This is a genomic window from Microbacterium jepli (genome assembly GCF_047237905.1).
Classification (GTDB): Bacteria; Actinomycetota; Actinomycetes; order Actinomycetales; family Microbacteriaceae; genus Microbacterium.
In genome coordinates, this window is the sequence record NZ_JBDFLW010000005.1 from 1,166,364 (window position 1) to 1,188,517 (window position 22,154).

The 22,154-nt window shown below is 71.0% G+C and carries 18 protein-coding genes; 12 read left to right on the forward strand and 6 right to left on the reverse strand.

Going from position 1 to position 22,154, the window contains the following annotated elements; all coding sequences use genetic code 11:
- Positions 1-3 precede the first annotated feature (3 nt).
- Complete coding sequence (locus ABC304_RS09755; protein ID WP_412930413.1) at positions 4-894, forward strand: carbohydrate ABC transporter permease; 891 nt, start codon at positions 4-6, stop codon at positions 892-894.
- Between the two features lie 110 nt (positions 895-1,004).
- On the forward strand, positions 1,005-2,705 hold the full coding sequence (locus ABC304_RS09760; protein ID WP_412930414.1) for a DUF4832 domain-containing protein: 1,701 nt from the start codon (positions 1,005-1,007) through the stop codon (positions 2,703-2,705).
- A 129-nt stretch (positions 2,706-2,834) separates the two neighbouring features.
- Here ABC304_RS09760 and ABC304_RS09765 read toward each other — a convergent pair whose 3' ends face one another.
- From ABC304_RS09765 to ABC304_RS09775, 3 genes are all read right to left on the reverse strand, one after another.
- Positions 2,835-4,487, reverse strand: a complete 1,653-nt coding sequence (locus ABC304_RS09765; protein WP_412930415.1) for a DNA repair helicase XPB — start codon at positions 4,485-4,487, stop codon at positions 2,835-2,837.
- A gap of 651 nt (positions 4,488-5,138) precedes the next feature.
- Complete coding sequence (locus tag ABC304_RS09770) at positions 5,139-6,887, reverse strand: helicase-associated domain-containing protein (RefSeq protein ID WP_412930416.1); 1,749 nt, start codon at positions 6,885-6,887, stop codon at positions 5,139-5,141.
- 1 nt (position 6,888) lies between these two features.
- A complete protein-coding gene (locus tag ABC304_RS09775) occupies positions 6,889-7,155 on the reverse strand; it encodes a multidrug ABC transporter ATPase (RefSeq protein ID WP_412930417.1) in 267 nt (88 codons plus the stop codon).
- Between the two features lie 106 nt (positions 7,156-7,261).
- Here ABC304_RS09775 and ABC304_RS09780 point away from each other — a divergent pair, with 106 nt between their 5' ends.
- Together ABC304_RS09780 and ABC304_RS09785 are read left to right on the forward strand one after the other, a co-directional pair.
- Positions 7,262-7,645: a cold-shock protein gene (locus ABC304_RS09780; protein WP_412930418.1), complete on the forward strand. Its 384-nt coding sequence runs from the start codon at positions 7,262-7,264 to the stop codon at positions 7,643-7,645.
- Positions 7,629-8,606, forward strand: a complete 978-nt coding sequence (locus tag ABC304_RS09785; protein WP_412930419.1) for a DUF3027 domain-containing protein — start codon at positions 7,629-7,631, stop codon at positions 8,604-8,606. Before ABC304_RS09780 ends, ABC304_RS09785 begins: the two co-directional genes overlap by 17 nt.
- Before the next feature lie 67 nt (positions 8,607-8,673).
- Here the strand turns inward: ABC304_RS09785 and serC are convergent, their stop codons facing one another.
- The gene (gene serC, locus ABC304_RS09790) at positions 8,674-9,786 is read right to left on the reverse strand and encodes a phosphoserine transaminase (protein ID WP_412930420.1); all 1,113 of its coding nucleotides are present in this window, start codon (positions 9,784-9,786) and stop codon (positions 8,674-8,676) included.
- A 129-nt stretch (positions 9,787-9,915) separates the two neighbouring features.
- Between serC and ABC304_RS09795 the strand changes: the two genes are divergently transcribed.
- From ABC304_RS09795 to ABC304_RS09805, 3 genes are all read left to right on the forward strand, one after another.
- Positions 9,916-10,617: an iron-dependent transcriptional repressor DtxR gene (locus ABC304_RS09795; protein ID WP_412930421.1), complete on the forward strand. Its 702-nt coding sequence runs from the start codon at positions 9,916-9,918 to the stop codon at positions 10,615-10,617.
- A 272-nt stretch (positions 10,618-10,889) separates the two neighbouring features.
- On the forward strand, positions 10,890-11,822 hold the full coding sequence (locus tag ABC304_RS09800; RefSeq protein ID WP_412930422.1) for a M23 family metallopeptidase: 933 nt from the start codon (positions 10,890-10,892) through the stop codon (positions 11,820-11,822).
- Between the two features lie 422 nt (positions 11,823-12,244).
- Positions 12,245-12,742, forward strand: a complete 498-nt coding sequence (locus tag ABC304_RS09805) for an HNH endonuclease (protein ID WP_412930423.1) — start codon at positions 12,245-12,247, stop codon at positions 12,740-12,742.
- Between the two features lie 227 nt (positions 12,743-12,969).
- Here the strand turns inward: ABC304_RS09805 and msrA are convergent, their stop codons facing one another.
- Complete coding sequence (msrA, locus tag ABC304_RS09810; RefSeq protein WP_412930424.1) at positions 12,970-13,530, reverse strand: peptide-methionine (S)-S-oxide reductase MsrA; 561 nt, start codon at positions 13,528-13,530, stop codon at positions 12,970-12,972.
- Positions 13,530-14,009, reverse strand: a complete 480-nt coding sequence (gene msrB / locus ABC304_RS09815) for a peptide-methionine (R)-S-oxide reductase MsrB (protein ID WP_412930425.1) — start codon at positions 14,007-14,009, stop codon at positions 13,530-13,532. The genes msrA and msrB overlap by 1 nt, the downstream gene beginning before the upstream one ends.
- Positions 14,010-14,477: 468 nt before the next feature.
- Here msrB and ABC304_RS09820 point away from each other — a divergent pair, with 468 nt between their 5' ends.
- The 5 genes from ABC304_RS09820 to ABC304_RS09840 all read left to right on the forward strand — a co-directional run bounded on the left by ABC304_RS09820 (position 14,478) and on the right by ABC304_RS09840 (position 22,147).
- Positions 14,478-15,050, forward strand: a complete 573-nt coding sequence (locus tag ABC304_RS09820) for a cysteine hydrolase family protein (protein ID WP_412930426.1) — start codon at positions 14,478-14,480, stop codon at positions 15,048-15,050.
- Positions 15,051-15,140: 90 nt separating this feature from the next.
- Positions 15,141-15,899 carry a hypothetical protein gene (locus tag ABC304_RS09825; RefSeq protein WP_412930427.1) on the forward strand — a complete coding sequence of 253 codons (759 nt, stop codon included), beginning with the start codon at positions 15,141-15,143 and terminating at the stop codon, positions 15,897-15,899.
- Between the two features lie 310 nt (positions 15,900-16,209).
- The gene (locus tag ABC304_RS09830) at positions 16,210-17,769 is read left to right on the forward strand and encodes a DNA polymerase Y family protein (protein WP_412930428.1); all 1,560 of its coding nucleotides are present in this window, start codon (positions 16,210-16,212) and stop codon (positions 17,767-17,769) included.
- Between the two features lie 21 nt (positions 17,770-17,790).
- The gene (locus ABC304_RS09835; protein WP_412930429.1) at positions 17,791-21,495 is read left to right on the forward strand and encodes an error-prone DNA polymerase; all 3,705 of its coding nucleotides are present in this window, start codon (positions 17,791-17,793) and stop codon (positions 21,493-21,495) included.
- A 94-nt stretch (positions 21,496-21,589) separates the two neighbouring features.
- Positions 21,590-22,147, forward strand: a complete 558-nt coding sequence (locus ABC304_RS09840; protein ID WP_412930430.1) for an SOUL family heme-binding protein — start codon at positions 21,590-21,592, stop codon at positions 22,145-22,147.
- Positions 22,148-22,154 lie beyond the last annotated feature (7 nt).

Below are 22,154 nucleotides of genomic sequence, written 5' to 3' on the forward strand. Positions count from 1 at the left end.
TCGGTGACGACCACGCGCACCCTCGTCGTGCCGCGGGCCCTCGCACGACCGTCGCGACGACCGGCGGGTACGCGCCCGCGGGGCGGACGCGCGCACGCCGTCGCTCACCTGGTGCTGGGTATCGGGGCCGTCATCATGGCCTTCCCGTTCCTGTGGCAGATCATCATGTCGCTGTCCACGAACGCCCAGGTGCAGAGCGTGACGCCGGTTTTCTGGCCGGGCGAGCTGCAGTGGGGCAACTACGTCGAGGTCTTCCAGCGTCTGCCGTTCTTCTCGCAGTTCGGCACGTCCGTGCTCATCACCGTCGTGCGCACGGTGGCCCAGCTGATCCTGTGCACGATGGCCGGCTACGCCTTCGCCCGGCTGCGCTTCCGCGGACGCGGTCTGCTGCTGGGCGTGGTGCTGTCCATCCTGATGGTGCCGTCGCAGGTGTACCTGCTGTCGCAGTACCAGATCGTCCAGAACCTGGGCCTGCTCAACTCCGTGGGCGGGCTCGTGCTGCCGGGGCTGTTCAGCGCCTTCGGCACCTTCCTCATGCGGACGGCCTTCCTCTCGATGCCCGACGAGTTGGAGGAGGCCGCCCGTCTCGACGGGGCGAACACCTGGCAGATCTTCTGGCGCATCATGCTGCCGCTGGCCACACCCTCCATGAGCGTGCTGGCCATCACCACCGTGCTGTGGTCGTGGAACGAGCTGCTCTGGCCGCTCGTGGTCACCAGCTACAGCAGCCAGATGCCGCTGTCGGCGGGGCTCGCCACCCTGCTCAGCGACCGGACGACCGATTACCCCGTGGCGATGGCCGCAAGCCTGCTGGCCATGGCTCCGGTGCTGATCATGTTCATCGTGCTGCAGCGGCGGGTCATCGACGGCCTGGCGTCGTCGGGCCTGAAGTGAACCACGCGGCCGCCCCGCCGACGGGGCGGCCGCATCCATCCCGCGGACCGCTCGCCCGTCCGCACGCCGGGTCGAACACGGCTCGGCACCGAGGTCGAGGAGGACCGCACATGAGGAAAGACGCCCGACGACGAGGATCGGTGGCGCTGATCGCGCTGGGAGCGGGGGTCGCGCTGGCCGCGACGGCCTTCGTGCCCGCGAACGCCGCGACCGACGAGAGCGTGGTGACGTACGAGGAGGACACGTCCGTCATCACCAACCCCGCGCGCGGTTTCTACGCGCACACGGAGACGCATTCGCGCGCCGACGGCTCGGGGTGGACGCCACTGGACGGTGCGGCGCTGACCGCGCTGCGCGACGAGGGGATCAGCCAGATCCTCCGCGTGGTCTACCTCGAGCGCTACGTCGACGCCGATCTCGACCAGGCCGTGCTCGACGCCGTCGATGCCGACCTGGCGACGGCCCGCGCTGCGGGGATCTCGGTGATCCTGCGCTTCGCGTACGTGCAGGGCGGCGACTGGCCGTATTCGCCTCCCTACGGCGACGCGACGCCCGAGCGGGTGCGCGCGCACATCGCGCAGCTGACCCCGGTGCTGCGGGACAACGCGGATGTCATCGCGGTCATGCAGCAGGGCTTCGTAGGGCTGTGGGGCGAGGGGTACTACACCGACCACTTCGTCGCCGATCCGGCGAACCCGGGCGTGGTGACCGACGCCGACTGGGCCGAGCGGACGAGCGTCGTCGACGCGCTGCTGGAGGCGCTTCCGGAGAGTCGGATGGTCCAGGTGCGCACCATGCTGTCGAAGCAGGAGGCCTTCGACCGCCCCAGCGGTGTCGAGGGCGCGCTCACCGACGACGAGGGCTTCGACGGATCCGACGTGGCACGGGTGGGTCACCACAACGACTGCTTCCTCGCGTCGCCCGACGACTACGGCACCTTCCTGACCGACCCGCTGTCGCTCGACCAGGACTACCTCGCGCAGGAGACGCGGTACGTGCCGATGGGCGGCGAGACGTGCGCGGTGAACCCGCCGCGCTCGGAGTGGGAGTCGGCCTCCAGCGAGATGGCCCGCTACCACTTCAGCTACCTCAACCGGGACTACAACCGCGACGTCCTCGGCTCGTGGGGTCAGGACAACCTCGACGAGGTCGCTCGTCGTCTCGGGTACCGCTTCGTGCTCGAGAGCTCGCGCGTGACGGGCGGCGACGACCCGTCGATCTCGATCGATCTGCGCAACGGCGGCTGGGCGTCGCCGTACAACCCCCGTCCCGTGACGGTGGTGCTCGAGGGCGACGACCAGACCATCACGGTCGCGCTTCCGCAGGATGCCCGCACCTGGGCTCCGGGTGAGGAGGTCACCCTCGACGTGCCGCTCGAGGGCGTGCCCGACGGCGAGTACCGCGTGCATCTGGCGCTGCCGGCGCCGGAGGCGACGGTCGCGGCCGACCCGCGCTACGCGATCCGCACGGCGAACCTCGGCACGTGGGAGGCGGAGACGGGCTGGAACGACCTCGGTCGGACGCTCGAGGTCGGGACCGCCGCCGTCGAGCCGAGCCCGACGCCGACGGTCACGGCCGAGCCGACCGCCGAGCCCACGACGGAGCCCACCGCGGCTCCTGCAACGCAGCCGACGGCCACGCCCAGTGTGTCGGCGACCGCCGCTGCTTCGACGGGCCGCGGAACGGGTGGACAGCGGTTGGCCACGACCGGCTCCGATGCGCCGATCGCTGCGGGGCTCGTGTCCGCGGGCCTGCTGCTGGCGGGTGCCGGCGCACTTCTGCTGCACCGTCGTCGCCGCGCCACGCGCTGAGGATGAGCGAGGGGCGTGAGGGCGAGAACTTTCACGCCCCCTCGTGCGCGCGCTCGGGGCTCAGGTGATCCGAGCGCGCGAGCCGCAGCATCCGCTCGCCGTTCTGCTCTTGCGGCGAGTCGGTGCCGGTCAGGCGGCGATCGCGTCGGCGTCGAGGATCGTGTAGCTGTAGCCCTGCTCGGCGAGGAAGCGCTGACGGTTCTGCGCGAAGTCCTGGTCGACGGTGTCGCGCGCGATCAGCGTGTAGAAGCTCGCGGTGTGACCCGACTCCTTGGGCCGCAGCAGGCGTCCGAGGCGCTGGGCCTCCTCCTGGCGAGAGCCGAACGATCCCGAGACCTGGATGGCGACGGATGCCTCGGGCAGATCGATCGAGAAGTTCGCCACCTTCGACACCACGAGCAGGGAGATCTCGCCCACGCGGAACGCCTGGTACAGCCGCTCGCGCTCGTCGACCGGCGTCGCGCCGGTGATCTGCGGGGCGTCGAGCGCCTGCGCGAGCTCGTCGATCTGGTCGAGGTACTGGCCGATCACCAGGATGCGCTCTCCGGCGTGCCGTTGCACGAGGTCGCGGACGACGTCGATCTTCGCCTCGGCGGTCGCCGCGAGGCGGTAGCGCTCGTCGTCGGCGGCCGCGGCGTACTCCATGCGCTCGCCGTCGGGGAGGTCGACGCGCACTTCGTAGCAGGCGGCGGGGGAGATGAAGCCCTGGGCTTCGATCTCCTTCCACGGGGCGTCGAACCGCTTGGGTCCGATCAGGCTGAACACGTCGCCCTCGCGGCCGTCCTCGCGCACGAGGGTCGCCGTCAGGCCGAGCCGGCGCCGAGCCTGCAGGTCGGCGGTGAGCTTGAACACCGGCGCGGGCAGCAGGTGCACCTCGTCGTAGACGATGAGTCCCCAGTCGAGGGCGTCGAGGAGCGCGAGGTGCGCGTAATGGCCTTTCCGCTTCGCCGTGAGGATCTGGTAGGTCGCGATCGTGACCGGCTTGACCTCCTTGGCCTGGCCGGAGTATTCGCCGATCTCCTCGGGCGTGAGGCTGGTGCGCTTCAGCAGCTCGTCGCGCCACTGCCGCGCGCTCACGGTGTTCGTCACGAGGATGAGCGTGGTCGTCTTGGTGTCGGCCATCGCGGCCGCGCCGACGAGCGTCTTGCCCGCGCCGCAGGGGAGCACGACGACCCCCGAGCCGCCCTCGGTGAAGATGTCGACGGCCTTCCGCTGGTACGGGCGGAGCGTCCAGCCGTCCTCGGCCAGCTCGATGTCGTGCGGCGTACCGGGCGTGTATCCGGCGCGGTCTTCTGCGGGCCAGCCGATCTTCAGGAGCTCCTGCTTGATCTGACCTCGGGCCCAGGCATCCACCACGTAGGTGTCAGGGGAGGGATGCCCGACGAGCAGCGGCGAGATCCGCTTGTTGCGGGCCATCTCGGTCAGCACGGCGGAGTCGCTCGAGCGGAGCACCAGCGTGCCCTCCTGCCCGTCGATCGTGTCGCGCTCGATGACGAGTCGCCCGTAGCGGCCCACCGTCTCGCGGATGTCGAGCGACACCGACGGCGGCACCGGGAAGCGCGACCACCGGTCGAGCGTGGAGAGCATGTCCTCCGCCGTGTGCCCGGCGGCGCGCGCGTTCCACAGGCCGAGCCGGGTCACGCGATACGTGTGGATGTGCTCGGGCGCGCGCTCGAGCTCAGCGAAGATCGCGAGCTCGTGCCGTGCGCTCTCGGCGTCGGGATGAGCGACTTCGAGCAGCACGGTGCGGTCGCTCTGCACGATGAGGGGTCCGTCAGCCATAGCCTTCGATTCTATCCGCGCCCGCATGGTGCGGGATGCGGGGCCGGATGCCGCGGCCTCCCTCCGTGAACAGATGACGGATGCTGCGGCCCGCGGCGCATGCGGATCGCTCACGTCGCCCGCTGTTGGTCTCGTCTGGCTCGTTCCCTCCGGAGAGACATTTCTGTGGGAGCGATGAACTTCACGCTCACACAGCAGATGGGGTGGGGACTGCGTGAGACGGTGTCCCTTATGCGCACCCCTCGAGGAGCTGATCGCACGTAGCCGGGTGTGTGAGCGGGAAATTCAACGGCCGTGAGCGCGCTCGCCTCGGATGTGTGAGCGGGAAGTTCAACGGCCGTGCGCACACCCGCCTGGGTGTGTGAGCGCGAGCTTCAACGGCTCTCAGCGCTCTCAGGGCGTGTGAGCAGCAAGTTGATCCGCCGGAAGCGCACTCGCCCTGGGTATGTGAGCGCCAGGTTGAACGGCCCTGAGCGCACGCTCTGAGGTGCGTGAGCGGAAAGTTCACGGTCCTGAACGCAATCGTTCGGGTGTGTGAGCGAGAAGTTCAACGGCTCCCACGGCATGTCTTTGCGCCAGAGCGTCGACGGCCACCACGCGAGACGCGCGTCCGGACGATCCGCGATGCGACACGGCGAGTCAGCAATGACGTCAGGAGGCGGGGCGCACGCTCACGATGCTCGACAACGGCAGGGTGCGCTCGACGTCGGCGGCCTTGTCGCGGCCGCGCAGGCGCCCGCCGCCGAGGCCGGATGCCTCGAGGGTGAAGGAGCGCTCCGTGCCGTCGGGGAGGCGCACGTCGACGACGATGATCCCGCGGGAGCGGACGGCGAGGTCCAGCTCGCGCTCGAGCCAGGCCGCGTCCGCGTCTCCGCCGCCTCCGCCCGAGCGCAGGGTCGCCAGGAGCCGGGCGTAATCGGCGGCGGGGGGCGCAGCATCCGCTCCCGCTCGTCGTCCGCGGCGGAGGGGCAAGGCGTCTCCCGCTCCGTCGACGGCCATCACCGGGTAGCGGGCGTCGGCGAGGGCCCAGTAGACGGCGTCGCGCGAGACGCGGGTGACGAGGCCGCCGTCGTCGGCGACGAGTCCGAGCGGGCGCAGCGACTGGTCGACCTCGATCGTGGCGAGCATCGCCTCGTCGTCGCTCGCGACGAGGGTGTGGCCGGTCGCGGCATCCTGGCGGACCGTCACGCGCCCGTGGCGAGCGGCGGCGGAGTCGATCAGGTAGGCGAGGGGCTGCGGGATGCCGGTCAGCGATAGGGCGGAGAGGAACTCCTTCAGCGACGCGGCCGTCTCGCCGCCCGTCATGGCGCCGGCGACCGTGTCGGCGTCGAAGCGGTACGTCGAGGCCTGCGCGCGCGACTCGCGACGGGCGACCGTGCGCAGCCGCAGGTCGAGCTCGGGGGCGAGCGGTCCGGGCGCGATGGCGGTGAGGTCGGCTTGGAGGTAGACGCGGTCGATCTCCGCGGGGAGCTCGGCGGCCAGGGGAGCAGGCGTCGCCGATTCGCCGAGCCGCAGAGGCGTCGCCCACACCGGTTCGATGGACAGCCCGGTCGGGTCGTCGCCGCCGACGAGTCCCCATGCGACGGCGGTCCGCTGCAGCTGCTGCGCGCGGGCCGGCCAGTCGGAGTCGAGCGGGAAGGCGTCGAGCCATCCGGCGACGGGTGAGTACCCGCCGTCGGAGGTGCGCAGCGCCTCGGGGAGAGCGGCGCGGAATCCTTCGACGACGGCTGCCCACCGCGCGGCGCTGGTGAGCCGGAGCCACGCGTCGCCGTCGTCCGTCGCGGCCCATTCCCGGTCGACACCGCTCAGCAGGCCGGCGCTCGCCGCGACGGCCGCCAGGTCTTCCAGCTGCTCGGCGGACTCGACGATCTCCGCCTCGACGAGCCGCCGCCGGTCGACGGCGCTGATGCCGCCGGCTCCGGTGCGGGCGAGAGGGGAGACGGTCGCGGCCAGCACGACATCGGCCAGCGCGCTGAGGGTGCGGAATACCCGCTCCGCGATGGCGGCGGTCGCTGCGGCGTCCGCCGCACCGGGGGCCGCGACCTCCTGTGTCGCGGCGAAGACCTCGGGGCGCGTGTCGGCGAGCGCCGCGGCCCGCTCGCGCACGATGCCGTAGGCGACACCGTCCTCGCCGGCGAGCAGCAGCGCGGAGAGCTCGGCTGCGCCGCCGTCAGCGGACTCGCCGACGTCCCCCGAGACAGCCCGCAGCGCGGCCCGCGGAAGCCGGGTCAAAGCGCGGTCGATGTATGCAGCATCCAGCAGTCCTTCTGCGGCGTCGAACCAGTCATGCCAGGATGCCGCGGTCGAGACGCCACGGCGACGGAAGGCGATCGACAGCTGGTCGTCGCTCAGGCCGGACAGCCGCGTCGCGAGGGCGCGCTCGTCGGACGATTCGGCCATCTCAGCGACCCTTGTTCGCCCGGCCCCTTCGCGCGAAGCTCATGAAGAGCACCGCGAGCAGCAGCGCGAAGGCGACGATCGGAGCCACGTAGACCAGGAGTCCGATCAGCGGCCAGACGCCCGTGCGCATGTCGGCGCCGGCGGGGGTGCCGATGATGATCGCGAAGAAGCACACCACCGACAGGGCGAGCAGTCCCAGCGACATGAACGCCAGGATGCGATCGATACGGCGGACCGGAACATCGCCGCCGGGGGTGCTCTTGCTCATCCGCATCAGCTTACCGGCTCGGCCCATTGGCGTAGGCTGGAGCCAGAGGCCAAACGGCCTTGTTTTCGTTATGCCCGCGCGGCGGGCCCGTTCTGCGAGGTTCAGCATGCCCACCGGCAAGGTCAGGTTCTATGACGAGGAGAAGGGCTTCGGCTTCGTCACCACCGATGACGGCCAGGACGTCTTCCTGCACGCCACGGCCCTCCCGGCGGGTACCGCTGCTCCCAAGGCCGGCACCCGGCTCGAGTTCGGCGTCGCCGATGGCAAGCGCGGCCTGCAGGCGCTCTCGGTGCGCGTGCTCGAGGCTCCCGTCAGTCTCTCGAAGCGCTCACGCAAACCCGCGGACGACATGGCGATCATCGTCGAAGACCTCGTGAAGCTCCTCGACGGCATCGGCGGCGACCTGCGCCGCGGACGCTACCCCAGCGGCGCCCACGCCCAGAAGATCGCCGCGGTGCTGCGCAAGGTCGCCGATGACTTCGACGCCTGACTCGGGCGCCGAGTCGGGCCAGGACGCTCCGGTCGACGAGACCGGAGCGGTCGACGCCGGTGCGTCCGACGAGGCTGTCTCGTCTGACGAGGCTGTCTCTTCTGACCAGGAAGCGCTGTCGGATCAGGATGCTGCGGCCGCCCACGCGGCTGCGGTCGCCGTCGCCGCGGCTGTGACGACGCCCGATGCCGTCGTCGACGAGTCTTCGGCTTCGGATGAGGCGCCGGTCTCGGACGAGGCGTCGGTCGCGGAAGAGCACGCCGCGGACGAGCCCGAGGCCGGCTCGACCCCCGCGGTCATCCAGCTGCCCGATGAGGAGCTGCTTGCCGGACACGACCTGGCCCGCGCTGCGCTGAACGAGATCACGCCGGCGAACACCGTCGGCGAGCCCGCCGGGTACAGCGTGGAGCCCGACGGCGTGGTGTCGCTGCGCTTCGAGAACCGCCTGCCCGGATACCCGGGCTGGTACTGGACCGTCAGCCTCGCCCGCGTGCCCGACGAGGCGCCCACCGTGCTCGAAGTGGAACTGCTCCCCGGCGACGCCGCACTGCTCGCGCCCGAGTGGACGCCGTGGGACGTGCGGCTCGCCGACTACCAGGCGGCGCAGCAGGCGCTCGCCGAGACGGCGGGCGAAGACGTCGAAGGCTTCGAGGACGACGCCGACGATCTCGAAGAGGACGATGACCTCGAGGACGACGACGAGGACGGCGCGGACGAGCTGGACGCGGATGACGCCGACGACGAGTCCGACGATGACGTCACGCCCGTGCTCCACGCCGGCGACGTCGACGGCGTCGACATCGACCAGCTGGACGACACCGGCGATACCGACGACGAGGACGACGAAGACGACCTCGATGAGGACGACGACGACCTCGATGAGGACGACGACGACGACGATGATGACCTCGACGAGGACGACGACGACGACCTTGACGACGAGAACGACGACCGCGCCTGACCCGCGAGGCTCAAGCTGACCCGCGAGGATCGGGCCGCAGCCGTCAGGCCGCGAACCGCCAACAGGCTCAGAGCCGGTCGAGCACGTACTCGATCGAGCGGATGAGCCGGCGCACGTCGTCGGGCTCGATCGAGACGAAGGTCGCGATGCGCAGCTGGTTGCGGCCGAGCTTGCGGTAGGGCTCGGTGTCGACGATCCCGTTGGCACGGAGCGCGGAGGCGATCGCCGCAGCATCCACTCCCTCGGCGAAGTCGATGGTGACCACGACCGGCGAGCGGTCGGCGGGGTCCGCGACGAACGGCGTCGCGACCGACGACGCCTCAGCCCACTCGTAGAGGGCGCCCGACGATTCGGCGGTGCGCGCGGCGGCCCAGGAGAGTCCGCCGTTCTCGTCGATCCAGCGGAGCTGGCTGTCGAGCAGGTGCAGGGTGGCGAGCGCCGGCGTGTTCAGCGTCTGCTGCAGCCGCGAGTTGTCGACCGCGTTCTTGAGGCTGAGGAACTCGGGGATGTAGCGATCGGATGCCGCGATCCGCTCGACGCGCTCGAGAGCCGCCGGCGAGAACAGCGCGAACCACAGACCGCCGTCCGAGCCGAGGTTCTTCTGCGGAGCGAAGTAGTAGACGTCCGTCTCGGCGATGTCGACGTCGATGCCGCCGGCGGCGCTCGTCGCGTCGACGACGGTCAGCGCGCCGTCGTCGCCGTGCACGCGGGCGACCGGGGCGGCGACGCCCGTCGAGGTCTCGTTGTGCGGCCAGGCATACACGTCGACGCCCTCGACCGGCTCGGCGACCGCGCGGGTGCCGGGCTCGGCCTTCCGCACATCCGGCGCCTCGAGCCACGGGGTCTTCGCCGCCGCGGCGAACTTGCCGCCGAACTCGCCGAAGACGAGGTTCTGGCTGCGGCGTTCGATGAGACCGAAGGCCGCGGCGTCCCAGAAGGCGGTCGATCCGCCGTTGCCGAGGATGACCTCGTAGCCGTCCGGAAGGCGGAAGAGCGAACCCAGGCCGTCCCGCACCGCGCGGACGAGCTCCTTGACCGGCGCCTGCCGGTGCGAGGTGCCCAGCAGCGAGGCACCGGCGGAGGCGAGGGCCTCGAGCTGCTCGGGGCGCACCTTGGACGGGCCGCAGCCGAATCGTCCGTCGCTGGGCAGGAGGTCGCTCGGGATCACGGGGTGCGCCATGGCTCGATTCTAGAGTCGGCGCCTGGTCGCGCCCGACCCCGTGACGACGTGTGACGCCCCGCCGTCGAGCCCCGCCATAGCCCTGTTCGATAGGCTGGAAGGTACTGTTTCGCGGCTGCTGAGGAACCCATGACCGATCTCATCGACACCACTGAGATGTATCTGCGCACGATCCTCGAGCTCGAGGAGGAGAACATCCAGCCGCTGCGCGCGCGCATCTCCGAGCGGCTCGGTCATTCCGGCCCCACCGTGTCGCAGACGGTCGGTCGGATGGAGCGCGACGGGCTCGTCGTCGTCTCCGACGACCGCACCCTGCAGCTCACCGACGCCGGCCGGCAGAAGGCCGTCGACGTGATGCGCAAGCACCGCCTGGCTGAGCGCCTCCTCAGCGACGTGATCGGGCTCGACTGGGCATACGTCCACGAAGAGGCATGCCGCTGGGAGCACGTGATGAGCGAGCAGGTCGAGCGCCGCCTCGTCGAGCTGCTCGGGCACCCCACGGAGTCGCCCTACGGCAACCCGATCCCCGGGCTCGACCAGCTCGGCGACGTCGCCACCAACACCTTCGAAGAGGGTGTCGTGGGCCTCGTCCGCAAGCTCAACGACGCGGGGGAGCCCATCGAGGGAACCGTCCGCCGCCTGGCCGAGCCCGCCCAGGTCGACCCCGAGCTGCTGCAGCAGCTGAAGGCCGCGGGAGTGGTCCCCGGGGCCCGCGGCGACTACCGCTACAACGAGGGCTACGTGCTCCTCCGCATGGACGGCAGCGACGAAGGTCTCGAGCTCCCGGTCGAAGTCGCCTCCCACATCTTCCTGGTCGACGAGCGCCGCTGAGCGGGCTTCGATCGGGGGAGAACGGATGCTGCGCCTCGCGTGCAGCGATTCCTTCACACCCTCGGGGTGCTGGTGCGCAACCCCTTGCACAGCCCGGTCAGCGTGACATATTCGTTACCTTCGGGTACCGTGGGGGAGTCCCACGGCGAGAAGCACGCCGCGGGACGCCGCGTGGATTGCCTCTCTGGCTCGTCATTCGCGCGGCACATACCCGCCCCTGACAGACATGTCGACGAGTCAGCGCCTTCGGCGCGCAGGCGCCGGAGGACAGTTTGGCTGAAGAGATCGATTCGTCGGCGACCACGCCCGAGGACGACACGACGAGTCTCACGCGCAGATCCCGCGATCGTGCCGCCGTCGCGCCCCGCCGCAAGGCCGGACGCGTCACGCGAACGACCGCCGCGGTCGACCGGCCCGCGGCATCCCGCCCCGCCAAGCCGCGTCGCACGGGCACTCCCGTCCGCAGCCTCGTGATCTTCACGATGGTCGCCGGCCTCGTCGCCACGGTCGCCCTGCCCGCCTACGGCGCCTGGCGTCCGGCGGCCGAGACGATGACGCTGCAGCAGGCCGCCGTCGACGACGCGCAGACACTGGTCGTCGGCTCCGACGCCACCGCCGCGACGATCACCCGCGACAGCTACGCGGCCACCACCTCCGAGGAGATCGAGAAGAAGAAGGCAGAGGAGGCCGCCGCTGAGCGCGCCCGCCTCGCCGCCGAAGCCACCGCGGCGGCTGCTGCCGCCGCCTCGGCGAGCCGGTCGTCCGGCGCGGCGTCCGTGCCGGTGAACATCTCGATGACCTCGCCCGGAAGCGGCGAGGTGCGCTGGCCGCTCCTCAACTTCACCAAGGGCCGCGGCCTCTGGGACTCCGGCTACCACCAGGGCGTCGACCTCCTCGCTCCCGCGATGACCCCGATCTACGCGGCTGCCGCCGGCGTGGTCAGCGTCTCCTCCGAGGGCTACTACGGCTACGGCGTCGCCATCGAGATCCAGCACGTCATCGGCGGGCAGAACGTCGCCACGCTTTACGGGCACATGACCTACGGCACCCGCCAGGTGCAGGTCGGCGACTACGTCACCGCCGGGCAGCTCATCGGCTTCGTCGGCTCCACCGGAAGCTCCACGGCCAATCACACCCACTTCGAGGTGCACATCAACGGGTCGGTCGTCGACCCGTGGGCCTGGCTCGAGGCCAACGCCGGCTGATCCTGCCACACAGCACCTGCGGCCGCCGTCCTCTGGGACGGCGGCCGCGGTGCGTTGCGGCGGGGTTTGCGCCGCGAGCCGCGCTCACGATCGACTCACGAGCGAGCGGATGCCGCAGCATCCGTTCGTCGACACGCCCCTGTGCGTTCACCCTCGGCGACCCGTGGTGTCGGGAGTGTGGTTTACCCTGGTCCCGGACGCTGAGAGAAGCGGAGGGCGCCGATGGGCAGCACACCACGCATCCGAACCATGGATGCGCTCGGCCTGCTGGTCCTTCGGCATCGTGCGGAGAACTGTCACGGTCATGCCGTGGCGCTGAGGCGCTGTCTGTAGACAGCGTCTTTTTTCATACCCCTGCGCAGCTCGAATCGTCCGACGTCGAATCCCGGGAAGCCGTCCCGGCCGTTTCGAGAGGATGAGGAATGCGCACTCTGGTGCTCAACGCGGGCTACGAACCGCTCGCCGTCGTGTCGTTCAAGCGAGCTCTCGTGCTCGTGATGAACGAGAAGGCCACCGTCGTGGAAAACGTCGACGGCGAACCGATCTGGAGCGCGCAGGGCTCCTGGGAACGTCCGGCCGTGATCCTGCTCACGCGGTACGTGCGGGTTCCGGGGGGCAGGCACATCCCCGTGACGCGACGCGGCGTGCTGCGACGCGACGGAAACCGTTGCGGATACTGCGGCAAGACCGCCTCAACCATCGACCACATCCTGCCGCGCTCGCGGGGCGGCGCGGACTCGTGGGAGAACCTGGTCGCGTGCTGCCTGCGCTGCAACAACATCAAGGGCGACCGCACGCCGCAGGAGATGCACTGGGAGCTGAGGCTCATCCCGCGGCCGCCGCGCGGCGCGCAGTGGACCGTGCGGGGCACCGAGAAGGCCGACCCGCGTTGGAGCCCCTACCTCGAGCTGGCTGCGTAGGCGCGTTTCGTCTCGGTCGCTGCGCTCCCTCGCTCAACGACCGGTCCCGCTCGTTGAGCGAGCGAAGCGAGCCGAAACGCCGGTCCCGCTCGTTGAGCGAGCGAAGCGAGTCGAAACGCCGGTCCCGCTCGTTGAGCGAGCGAAGCGAGTCGAAACGCCCGCGCCCCGCCCGAACACAGCGAAGCCGCCCCGACTCTCGTCGGGACGGCTCCGTGAAGCTGTGCGGATCAGACGGCGGTGGCCGCAGCATCCCGCTTCGGGAGCACCCATCCCTTGCGCGGGAAGTGGCAGGTGTATCCGTTCGGGTAGACCTGCAGGTAGTCCTGGTGCTCGGGCTCGGCCTCCCAGAACGGACCGGCGGGCTCGATCGTGGTGACGGCCTTGCCGGGCCAGAGTCCGGACGCGTCGACGTCGGCGATCGTGTCGCGGGCGACCTGCTCCTGCTCGGGGGTGAGCGGGAAGATGGCCGACCGGTAGCTCGTGCCGATGTCGTTGCCCTGGCGGTTCAGGGTGGACGGGTCGTGGATCTGGAAGAAGTACGCCAGGATGTCGCGGTACGACGTCTTGGTCGGGTCGAACACGATCTCCAGCGCCTCGGCGTGGCCGGGGTGGTTGCGGTAGGTGGCGTGGTCGTTCTGGCCGCCGGTGTAGCCGACACGCGTCTTCAGCACGCCGGGCTCCTTGCGGATCAGGTCCTCCATGCCCCAGAAGCAGCCGCCCGCGAGGACGGCGGTCTCGGTGCCGGGGGTGCGGGTGATCTCGCCGGTGTCGGTGGGTCCACTGGTCATCAGGCGTTCTCCTTCGAGGTCGTGTCGGTGCTGTCGGGGAAGAGGGCGCGGTACTCACCGTAGCCCTGCTCCTCCAGCTGCGAGGCGGGGATGAACCGCATCGCGGCGGAGTTCATGCAGTAGCGCAGGCCGCCTGCGTCGGCGGGTCCGTCGTCGAAGACGTGGCCGAGGTGGCTGTCGGCGCCGGCGGAGCGCACCTCGGTGCGCTTCATCCAGAGGGTCCGGTCGGTCTTCTCGGTGACGGCGGACGGCTCGATCGGCTTGGTGAAGCTCGGCCATCCGGAGCGGCTGTCGTACTTGTCGGTCGAGGAGAACAGGGGCTGTCCCGACACGACATCTACGTAGATGCCGGGCTCGTGGTTGTCCCAGTACTCGTTGCGGAACGCCGGCTCGGTGGCGTCCTCCTGCGTCACGCGGTACTGGTTCGGGGTGAGGCGGGCGAGGGCCTCGGGGGTCTTGCTGTAGTCGGTGGTGGTCACGATTCCTCCTGTCGCCGCGGCCGGCTGCCGCGTCTTGTATCCAGAACGCACGAGCCGGTCGGATTGGTCCCGCGAAGCTGGGAGCGGGGTGTGAGTTCGTGGGTGTGCGGTAGCGGTCGCGGGTTCAGGTGACGCGTGGTGCGGGGATGCGGCGGGCGTAGCCGCAGCTGGCGTCAGGTGGAGTTGAGGCGGCGGGGGCAGTCGTGGCTCGGGCGACGCGAACTGCGGGAATGCTGCGGTCATAACGGCAGCTGGCGTCAGGTGAGTGGATGCTGCGGGCCGGCATCACTGCGGGTCGGCGTCGGGCCGCAGGGAGTGGATGCTGCGGGCCGGCGTCGCCGCGGGCGACCTCGTGCCGCGGGCCGAACTCCACGGATCCCCCTGGAATGGCAGGCATCCGCCGGAGGACGGCGGCTGCAGCATCCGATCCGTGGAGTTCTGCGCGTGGTCGCGTGATGGGATGAGGCCATGACCGCAGCACTCCTGGTGATCGACATGCAGCGCGGGTTCGACGACCTCGACTACTGGGGTCCGACGGCCAATCCCGCGTGCGAGGACAACGTCGCGGCGCTCGTCGCCGGCTGGGACGGGCGCGGGCCGATCGTGGTCGTGCGGCACGACTCCGTCGACCCCACCTCGCCGCTCCGGCCCGGGTCCGACGGCAATGCCCTCGTGGAGGCGGTGGGCGCAGCATCCGCTGATCTCCTCATCACCAAGAGCGTCAACTCGGCCTTCTACGGCGATCCCGATCTGCACGCGTGGCTGGGGGAGCGGGGGATCCGGGAGGTGGTGCTCTGCGGGATCCAGACCAACATGTGCGTCGAGACGACCGCGCGGATGGCCGGCAATCTCGGGTACGACGTGACGGTGGTGCTCGACGCCACGCGCACGTTCGATCTGACCGCCGACATCGCCGGCGTCGGCACGGTGACCCGGACGGCCGCAGAGCTCATGGCCACGACCGCCCTCGTGCTGCAGGAGGGCGGGTTCGCGCGGGTGGCGACGACGTCCGCGCTGCTCGCGGATGTGTATCGAACATAAGCTCGGAATAGCGCCGAAAGGCGATGTCGGAGCGCCGTTGTAGCCTCGCATCAGGTGGAAGTCATAGAACATCTGTTCTAGTCTTGCCAGATGGAGGTCGTCATGCGGGACAGCACGATTCTGAGCGACGTGCGCGCCGACCTGGAGGCCGTCCATCGGCTCCGCGCGCAGATGGAGAAGGCGCAGGGCCTCCGGCTCGACGCTCCGGTGCTGCCCACCCATCCTGCCCTGGCCGAGCTGCTGCCGGGCGGCGGGCTGCGTCCCGGGGCGGCGTATTCGCTGCCCTCCTCGACCTCCCTGCTGCTCGCCCTGCTGGCCCGGCCCTCGCAGGAGGGATCGTGGTGCGGCGTCATCGGCATGCCCGAGCTGGGCGCCGAAGCGGCCGAGCGCATCGGCGTCGACCTCGAACGGCTCGTGATGGTGCCCGATCCGGGCGAGCGGTGGCTCGCCGTGGCGGCAACCGTGGCCGATGTGCTGCCGATCGTGGCGGTGCGTCCGCAAGGGCGTCCGATGGGCACCGAGGTGTCACGCCTCGCCGCGCGACTGCGCGATCGGGGAGCGGTGCTGCTCGTCCAGGGTCCGTGGCCGCAGGCCGAGGCGACGCTCAAGGTCAGCGAGCCCGAGTGGTCGGGCCTCGGTGACGGCTACGGCTACCTCGCCGGGCGCGCGCTGACGGTCACCGCGTCGAGTCGTCGCTGGCCGGTGCCGCGGAAGTCCCGGATGCTGCTCCCCGCCGCCGACGGCACGGTGTCGACTCTGCGCGAGTCCGACCGGCAGAGCGCGCCGATCACCTCGATCGACCGGTCCGGCACGGAGCGGGAGCACCACGAGGTGAGGGCGGCGGGCTGACATGGCAGACGCACGCTCCACCCAGATGCTCGACTTCCGGTCGCTGCACGACACGGCGACGAGGGAGACGGATGCTGCGGCTGCGGCTGCGGCTGCGGCTGCGGCTGCGGCTGCGGCTGCGGCTCCGGCGCCCGCGCGCGCTGCTCCTGCGCGGCGAGCGGCACCGGCTGCTGCGCCCGCCGTTCCTTCAGCTCGAACCGCTGCGCCAGCGGCTCCTTCGCGCCCGGCAGCCCGCCCAGCCCCACCACCCAGCCCTGCCCCACCCGCCGTCGCGCCACCCCCCGGCACGGCCCAGCCAGTCCGGAGCCTGGTGCTGTGGTTCCCCGACTGGCCGGTCACCGCGCTGCTGCGCGACACCGGCACCGGTCCGTCCGCGTATGCGCCCGACGAGCCGATCGCCGTCGTCGAGCGCAACCTGGTCGTCGCATGCTCGACCGCGGCGCGGGCCGAGGGCGTGCGCCGCGGCCAGCGCCGCCGTGACGCTCAGGCGGCATGCCCCGGGCTGACCATCGTGCCGTCCGACCCGGCGCGCGACGCCCGGGCCTTCAGCCCGGTCGTCTCCGCCGTCGAGGAGCAGGCACCCGGCGTGCAGATCGTGCGGCCCGGCCTCTGCGCGCTCCGCGCACGCGGACCGGCGCGCTACTACGGGGGAGAGGCCAGCGCGGCGCAGGTGCTGAGGCAGGTCCTCGCCGCGCACGGACTCGCGAGCGTCCGCGCGGGCGTCGCCGACGGACCCTTCACCGCCGAGCAGGCCGCCCGCTTCGCCACCGGCCCCGACGACCCGGTCAGTGTGATCGATCCGGGGGCCGCGGCATCCTTCCTCTCCCGCCTCCCCGTCACGGTGCTCGGTGACGTGTGGGCGGCGTGGGGCGCGACAGACGACCTCGTCGGGCTCCTCGCCCGCCTCGGCGTGCAGACCCTCGGCGACTTCGCCGGCCTCGAGCGCGACCGCGTGCGCGAGCGGTTCGGCGACCGCGGACTCCGTCTGCACGCCCTCGCCGCCGGCCAGGACTCCCACCCCGTCCAGCCCCGCACCCCGCCGCCCGAGCTGCACCGCGAGGTGGCGTTCGAGCCGCCGCTCGAGATCGCCGACCAGGTCGCATTCGGCATGCGCATCGCCGCGGAGGAGTTCCTCACCCGCCTCGGCGCGCACGACCTCGTCTGCACCGAGCTGCGCGTCGAGCTCACCGGCGACCGTGGAGAGCGATCGGAGCGCGTGTGGCTGCACCCCGCGTCCTTCGACGCCGCAGCCGTCGTCGACCGGGTGCGCTGGCAGCTGGGCGAGGCCCAGGGCGAGGGTGGTCTCGCGAGCGGGGTCGCGCTGGTGCGCATCGAGCCGGAGGCGGTGGATGCCGCGTCCCACCACACTCCGGCGATCTTCGGCTCCGGACCGGAGGAGCGCGTGCACCACGCCCTCTCGCGCGTGCAGGCGATGCTCGGCCATCGCGGTGTCGTCACCTCCGCGATCGGCGGCGGCCGCTGGCTCGCCGAGCGGCAGGTGCAGGTGCCGTGGGGCGATCGGGTCGTGCTCGCCAAGGAGCGCGCGCGCCCCTGGCCGGGGAGCCTGCCCGACCCGCTGCCGACGACGGTGTTCCCCGATCCGCGCGACGTGCGGGTCACCGGCGCCGACGGCCTGCCCATCGGCGTCGACGAGCGCGGGCAGCTCAGCGACGCCCCGGCGATGTTCGTCGAAAGCGGGCGACGCCGCGGGGTGACGGCGTGGGCGGGTCCGTGGCCGGTGATGGAGAGGGGATGGGATGCTGCGCGCTCCCGTCGCGCGCATCGATTCCAGGTCGTCGACACCGACCAGATCGCCTGGCTGCTCGTGTGGGAAGACGACCGGTGGCAGGCGGAGGCGCGCTATGACTGAGTCCGCGACGGGAGCCCGCTGATGGGCTTCAACAACCCGAGCGTCCCGTGGTCGGAGATGGAGCGGCTGCTCAGCGACCGCCGCCGTCCGGGCATCGTTCCCGCCGGGGCCGACGGCGGCGACAGTCCGGCGTGGTCGCGCAAGCGCGGGGCGTACATCGCACCCGAGATCCCGCGTCCCGAAGAGGTCGTGCCCTACGCCGAGCTGCACGCGCACTCCTCCTACTCCTTCCTCGACGGCGCCTCTTCTCCGGAGGACCTCGCCGAAGAGGCCGAGCGCCTCGGCCTGCACGCTCTGGCCGTCACCGATCACGACGGCTTCTACGGCATCGTCCGCTTCGCCGAAGCGGCTGAGGCGCTGCAGCTGAAGACGGTGTTCGGCGCCGAGCTGTCGCTCGAGCTGCCCGCCCCGCAGAACGGCGAGGCCGACCCGGTCGGCGCGCACCTGCTCGTACTCGCCCGCGGTGAGGAGGGCTATCACCGCCTCGCTGGAGCCATCACGCACGCCCAGCTGCAGGGCGCCGAGAAGGGACGCCCGCGCTACGACCTGGAGGAGCTCGCCGCCCAGGCGGGCGGACCCGCCGATCCGCACTGGGCGGTGCTGACCGGATGCCGCAAGGGAGCCGTCCGCCGCGCCCTGGCCGGCACGGGCCGAGGCATCGTGGCATCCGGAATCGAAGCCGCCGCGCGCGAGCTCGACCATCTCGTCGACCTCTTCGGACGCGACGCCGTGCACGTCGAGCTCATCGACCACGGCGATCCGCTCGACTCCCGCGCCAACGACGTGCTGGCCGCGCTCGCCGCCGAGCGACGGCTCCCGATCATCGCGACGAACAACGTCCACTACGCCGCGCCCGAGCGCCAGCACCTCGCCGCCGCCGTCGCCGCGGTGCGCGCCAATCGCGGACTCGACGAGCTCGACGGCTGGCTCCCCGTCCACGCCGGCGCGCACCTGCGCTCCGGCGCCGAGATGCAGGCCCGCTTCGCCCGCTATCCCGGAGCCGTCGCCCGCACGGTCACCCTCGCCGACGAGCTGGCCTTCCCGCTCCGCCGCGCCCGCCCCGCTCTGCCGAAGCAGGAGGTTCCCGAGGGGCACACGCCGATGTCGTACCTTCGCCAGATCGTGTGGGAGGCGGTGCCCCGCAAGTATCCCGACGCCACCGACGACGACCGCGCCCGCATCGAGAAGGAGCTGGGCGTCATCGAGATGAAGGACTTCCCGGGCTACTTCCTGATCGTCTACGACATCGTCCAGGAGGCCCGGCGCCGCGGCATCCTGTGTCAGGGTCGCGGGTCCGCGGCCAACAGCGCCGTCTGCTACCTGCTCGACATCACGGCGGTCGACTCGATCGCCTACCAGCTGCCGTTCGAGCGGTTCCTGTCGAGTCTGCGCGACGAGGAGCCCGACATCGACGTCGACTTCGACTCCGACCGGCGCGAGGAGATCATCCAGTGGGTCTACCGCCGCTACGGACGCGAGCGGGCGGCTCAGGTCGCGAACGTCATCCAGTACCGGCCGAAGAACGCCGTCCGCGACATGGCCAAGGCTCTCGGACACTCGCCCGGGCAGCAGGACGCCTGGTCGAAGCAGATCGAGGGCTGGGGGGCGAAGCTCGAGTCGGGCCCCGACCACAACATCCCCGATCAGGTGATCGAGTACGCCAGCGAGCTGCTGAAGGCTCCGCGGCACCTCGGCATCCACTCCGGGGGGATGGTGCTCACCGACCGCCCGGTGGGGGAGGTCGTGCCGATCGAACACGCCCGCATGGACGAGCGCACCGTCATCCAGTGGGACAAAGACGACGCCGCCTGGATGGGCCTGGTGAAATTCGACCTCCTCGGACTCGGGATGCTGGCGGCCCTGCAGTACTGCTTCGATCTCATCCGCGGCGCGACGGGGGAGGAGTGGGAGCTATCGACGCTGCCGAAGGAGGAGAAGGCGGTCTACGACATGCTGTGCCGGGCGGACTCGATCGGCGTGTTCCAGGTCGAGTCGCGCGCGCAGATGGGGTTGCTGCCGCGCCTGCAGCCGCGGAAGTACTACGACCTCGTCGTGGAGATCGCGCTGATCCGTCCCGGTCCGATCCAGGGCGGCGCGGTGCATCCGTTCGTGCGCCGCAAGCTCGGGCAGGAGGAGGTGACCTACCCCCACCCGAAGCTGAAACCGGTGCTGGAGCGCACCCTCGGCGTGCCGGTGTTCCAGGAGCAGCTGATGCAGATGGCCGTCGCCGTCGGGGGAGTGACCGGAGAGGATGCCGACCTCCTCCGTCGCGCGATGGGCTCGAAGCGGGGCATCGAGCGCATCGACTCGCTCAAGAAGAAGCTGTACGAGGGGATGGCCACGCACGGCCTCGTCGGCGAGGACGCCGACGCGATCTACACGAAGATCAAGGCGTTCGCGAACTTCGGCTTCGCGGAGTCGCACTCCCTGTCGTTCGGGCTGCTCGTCTACGCCAGCTCGTGGATCAAGCTGCACTACCCGGCGGCGTTCCTCGCCGGACTGCTGCGCGCGCAGCCGATGGGGTTCTACTCTCCGGCGACGCTCACCGCCGACGCCCGCCGCCACGGCGTGGAGGTGCGCCGCCCCGACCTGCACGCGTCTTCCGTCGAGCCCTCCCTCGAGCCGGTCGAAGCGTCCGCCCCTTCTCGCCCGTTGAGCGAGCGCAGCGAGTCGAAACGCCCCGACCCCGCCAGCGCCTCATCCCGCCCGTTGAGCGAGCGCAGCGAGTCGAAACGCCCCGACCCTTCCCGCCCATTGAGCGAGCGCAGCGAGTCGAAACGCCCCGACCCCACCGCCGACCCTTCTCGCCCGTTGAGCGAGCGCAGCGAGTCGAAACGCCCCGACCCCGCCAGCGCCTCATCCCGCCCGTTGAGCGAGCGCAGCGAGTCGAAACGCCCCGCCACCGCCCACACCCTCCCCCCGACCGGCCTCGACGCCTGCACCCACCGCCGCCAGCCGCCCACGGGCGAGTTCGACATCACCGAGCCGGACGAGTCCGAGGCCCACCGCCGCGACGGACACTTCGCCGTGCGCCTCGGCCTCGCCGCGATCAAGGGCATCGGCGAGACGATCGCCACCCGCATCGTCACCGAGCGCCGGGCCAACGGTGACTACCGCGACCTGCGCGACCTCGTCCGCCGCACCGGGGTCACGACCGCACACATCGAGGCGCTCGCCACCGCCGGAGTGTTCGACAGCCTCGGCATCAGCCGCCGCGAGGCGATTTGGCTCGCGGGCTCCGCCTCGCAGGACCGCGTCGAGTTCCTCCCCGACTCGATGGTCTCGGTGCAGCCGCCGCTGTTCGCCGACCCCACGAGCTACGAGCGTCTCGCCGCCGACCTCTGGGCGACCGGCGTCTCCACCGACGACCACCCGATGACGCACTACCGCTCCGGACTCGACGCCCGCGGCGTGCTCGTCTCCCGCGAGCTGCGCTCCCACGAGCCCGGCCGCAGGGTCGAGGTCGCCGGACTTGTCACCCACCGGCAGCGTCCGGCAACGGCATCCGGGCTCACCTTCCTCAACCTCGAAGACGAGCAGGGTCTCATGAACGTCATCTGCTCGGTCGGCGTGTGGACCCGCTACCGCCGGGTCGTCCGCGATTCGCCCGCACTCATCGTGCGGGGCATTCTCGAGCGCTCCGTCGAGGGGGTGATCAACATCGTCGCCGACCAGATCGATGACCTCCGGGTGGGGCTGACGCATCAGTCCCGCGATTTCCGATGACGGACGCCGCGGCCACCGCAGATCCAGAGAGAACGGATGCTGCATCCTCAGCATGACCGGAGCCTGCCCGTGGCAGCGGGCGTAGCCTCATGCCATGACCGAGCAGCAACCGTACGAGGTGGTCCGCGCAGAGGACGGGTGGGAGCTGCGTCGATACCCGGAGCACGTCGTCGCGGAGACGATCGTGAAGAACGTGGACTTCGAGGATGCCGGAAACCGTGCGTTCCGGCCGCTGTTCGGGTACATCAGCGGCGCCAACCGTGTGAAGCAGAAGATCGCCATGACCGCGCCGGTCGTGCAGTCATCGTCGTCGCAGAAGATCGCGATGACCGCCCCTGTGGTGCAGTCGAGCGGCGCAGACGGCTATGCCGTGGCGTTCGTACTGCCCGCCGGCATGACCGAGGCCGACGCGCCGGAACCGACCGCGCCCGAGGTGAAGATCCGCACCGTGCCTGCGCAGCTCGTCGCCGCCACCAGGTTCTCCGGCCGGTGGAAGGAAGAGTCGTGGCGCGAGCACCGCGCGGAGCTGCTCGCCGCCGTGCGCAAGGCCGGTCTCACGGTCATCGGCGAGCCGCGCTTCGCCCGCTTCGATCCGCCGTACAAGCCCTGGTTCCTCCGCCGCAACGAGGTCCTGGCCGACGTCGCCGAGTAGTCTCGCC

What these genes read in the sequence shown, in the direction of transcription:
- ABC304_RS09760 (WP_412930414.1), top strand. Translation starts at nt 1,005, where the DNA reads ATGAGGAAAGACGCCCGACGACGAGGATCGGTGGCGCTGATCGCGCTG.
- ABC304_RS09765 (WP_412930415.1), bottom strand. Translation starts at nt 4,487, where the DNA reads ATGGCTGACGGACCCCTCATCGTGCAGAGCGACCGCACCGTGCTGCTC.
- ABC304_RS09770 (WP_412930416.1), bottom strand. Translation starts at nt 6,887, where the DNA reads ATGGCCGAATCGTCCGACGAGCGCGCCCTCGCGACGCGGCTGTCCGGC.
- ABC304_RS09775 (WP_412930417.1), bottom strand. Translation starts at nt 7,155, where the DNA reads ATGAGCAAGAGCACCCCCGGCGGCGATGTTCCGGTCCGCCGTATCGAT.
- ABC304_RS09780 (WP_412930418.1), top strand. Translation starts at nt 7,262, where the DNA reads ATGCCCACCGGCAAGGTCAGGTTCTATGACGAGGAGAAGGGCTTCGGC.
- ABC304_RS09785 (WP_412930419.1), top strand. Translation starts at nt 7,629, where the DNA reads ATGACTTCGACGCCTGACTCGGGCGCCGAGTCGGGCCAGGACGCTCCG.
- serC (WP_412930420.1), bottom strand. Translation starts at nt 9,786, where the DNA reads ATGGCGCACCCCGTGATCCCGAGCGACCTCCTGCCCAGCGACGGACGA.
- ABC304_RS09795 (WP_412930421.1), top strand. Translation starts at nt 9,916, where the DNA reads ATGACCGATCTCATCGACACCACTGAGATGTATCTGCGCACGATCCTC.
- ABC304_RS09805 (WP_412930423.1), top strand. Translation starts at nt 12,245, where the DNA reads ATGCGCACTCTGGTGCTCAACGCGGGCTACGAACCGCTCGCCGTCGTG.
- msrA (WP_412930424.1), bottom strand. Translation starts at nt 13,530, where the DNA reads ATGACCAGTGGACCCACCGACACCGGCGAGATCACCCGCACCCCCGGC.
- ABC304_RS09820 (WP_412930426.1), top strand. Translation starts at nt 14,478, where the DNA reads ATGACCGCAGCACTCCTGGTGATCGACATGCAGCGCGGGTTCGACGAC.
- ABC304_RS09825 (WP_412930427.1), top strand. Translation starts at nt 15,141, where the DNA reads ATGGAGGTCGTCATGCGGGACAGCACGATTCTGAGCGACGTGCGCGCC.
- ABC304_RS09835 (WP_412930429.1), top strand. Translation starts at nt 17,791, where the DNA reads ATGGGCTTCAACAACCCGAGCGTCCCGTGGTCGGAGATGGAGCGGCTG.
- ABC304_RS09840 (WP_412930430.1), top strand. Translation starts at nt 21,590, where the DNA reads ATGACCGAGCAGCAACCGTACGAGGTGGTCCGCGCAGAGGACGGGTGG.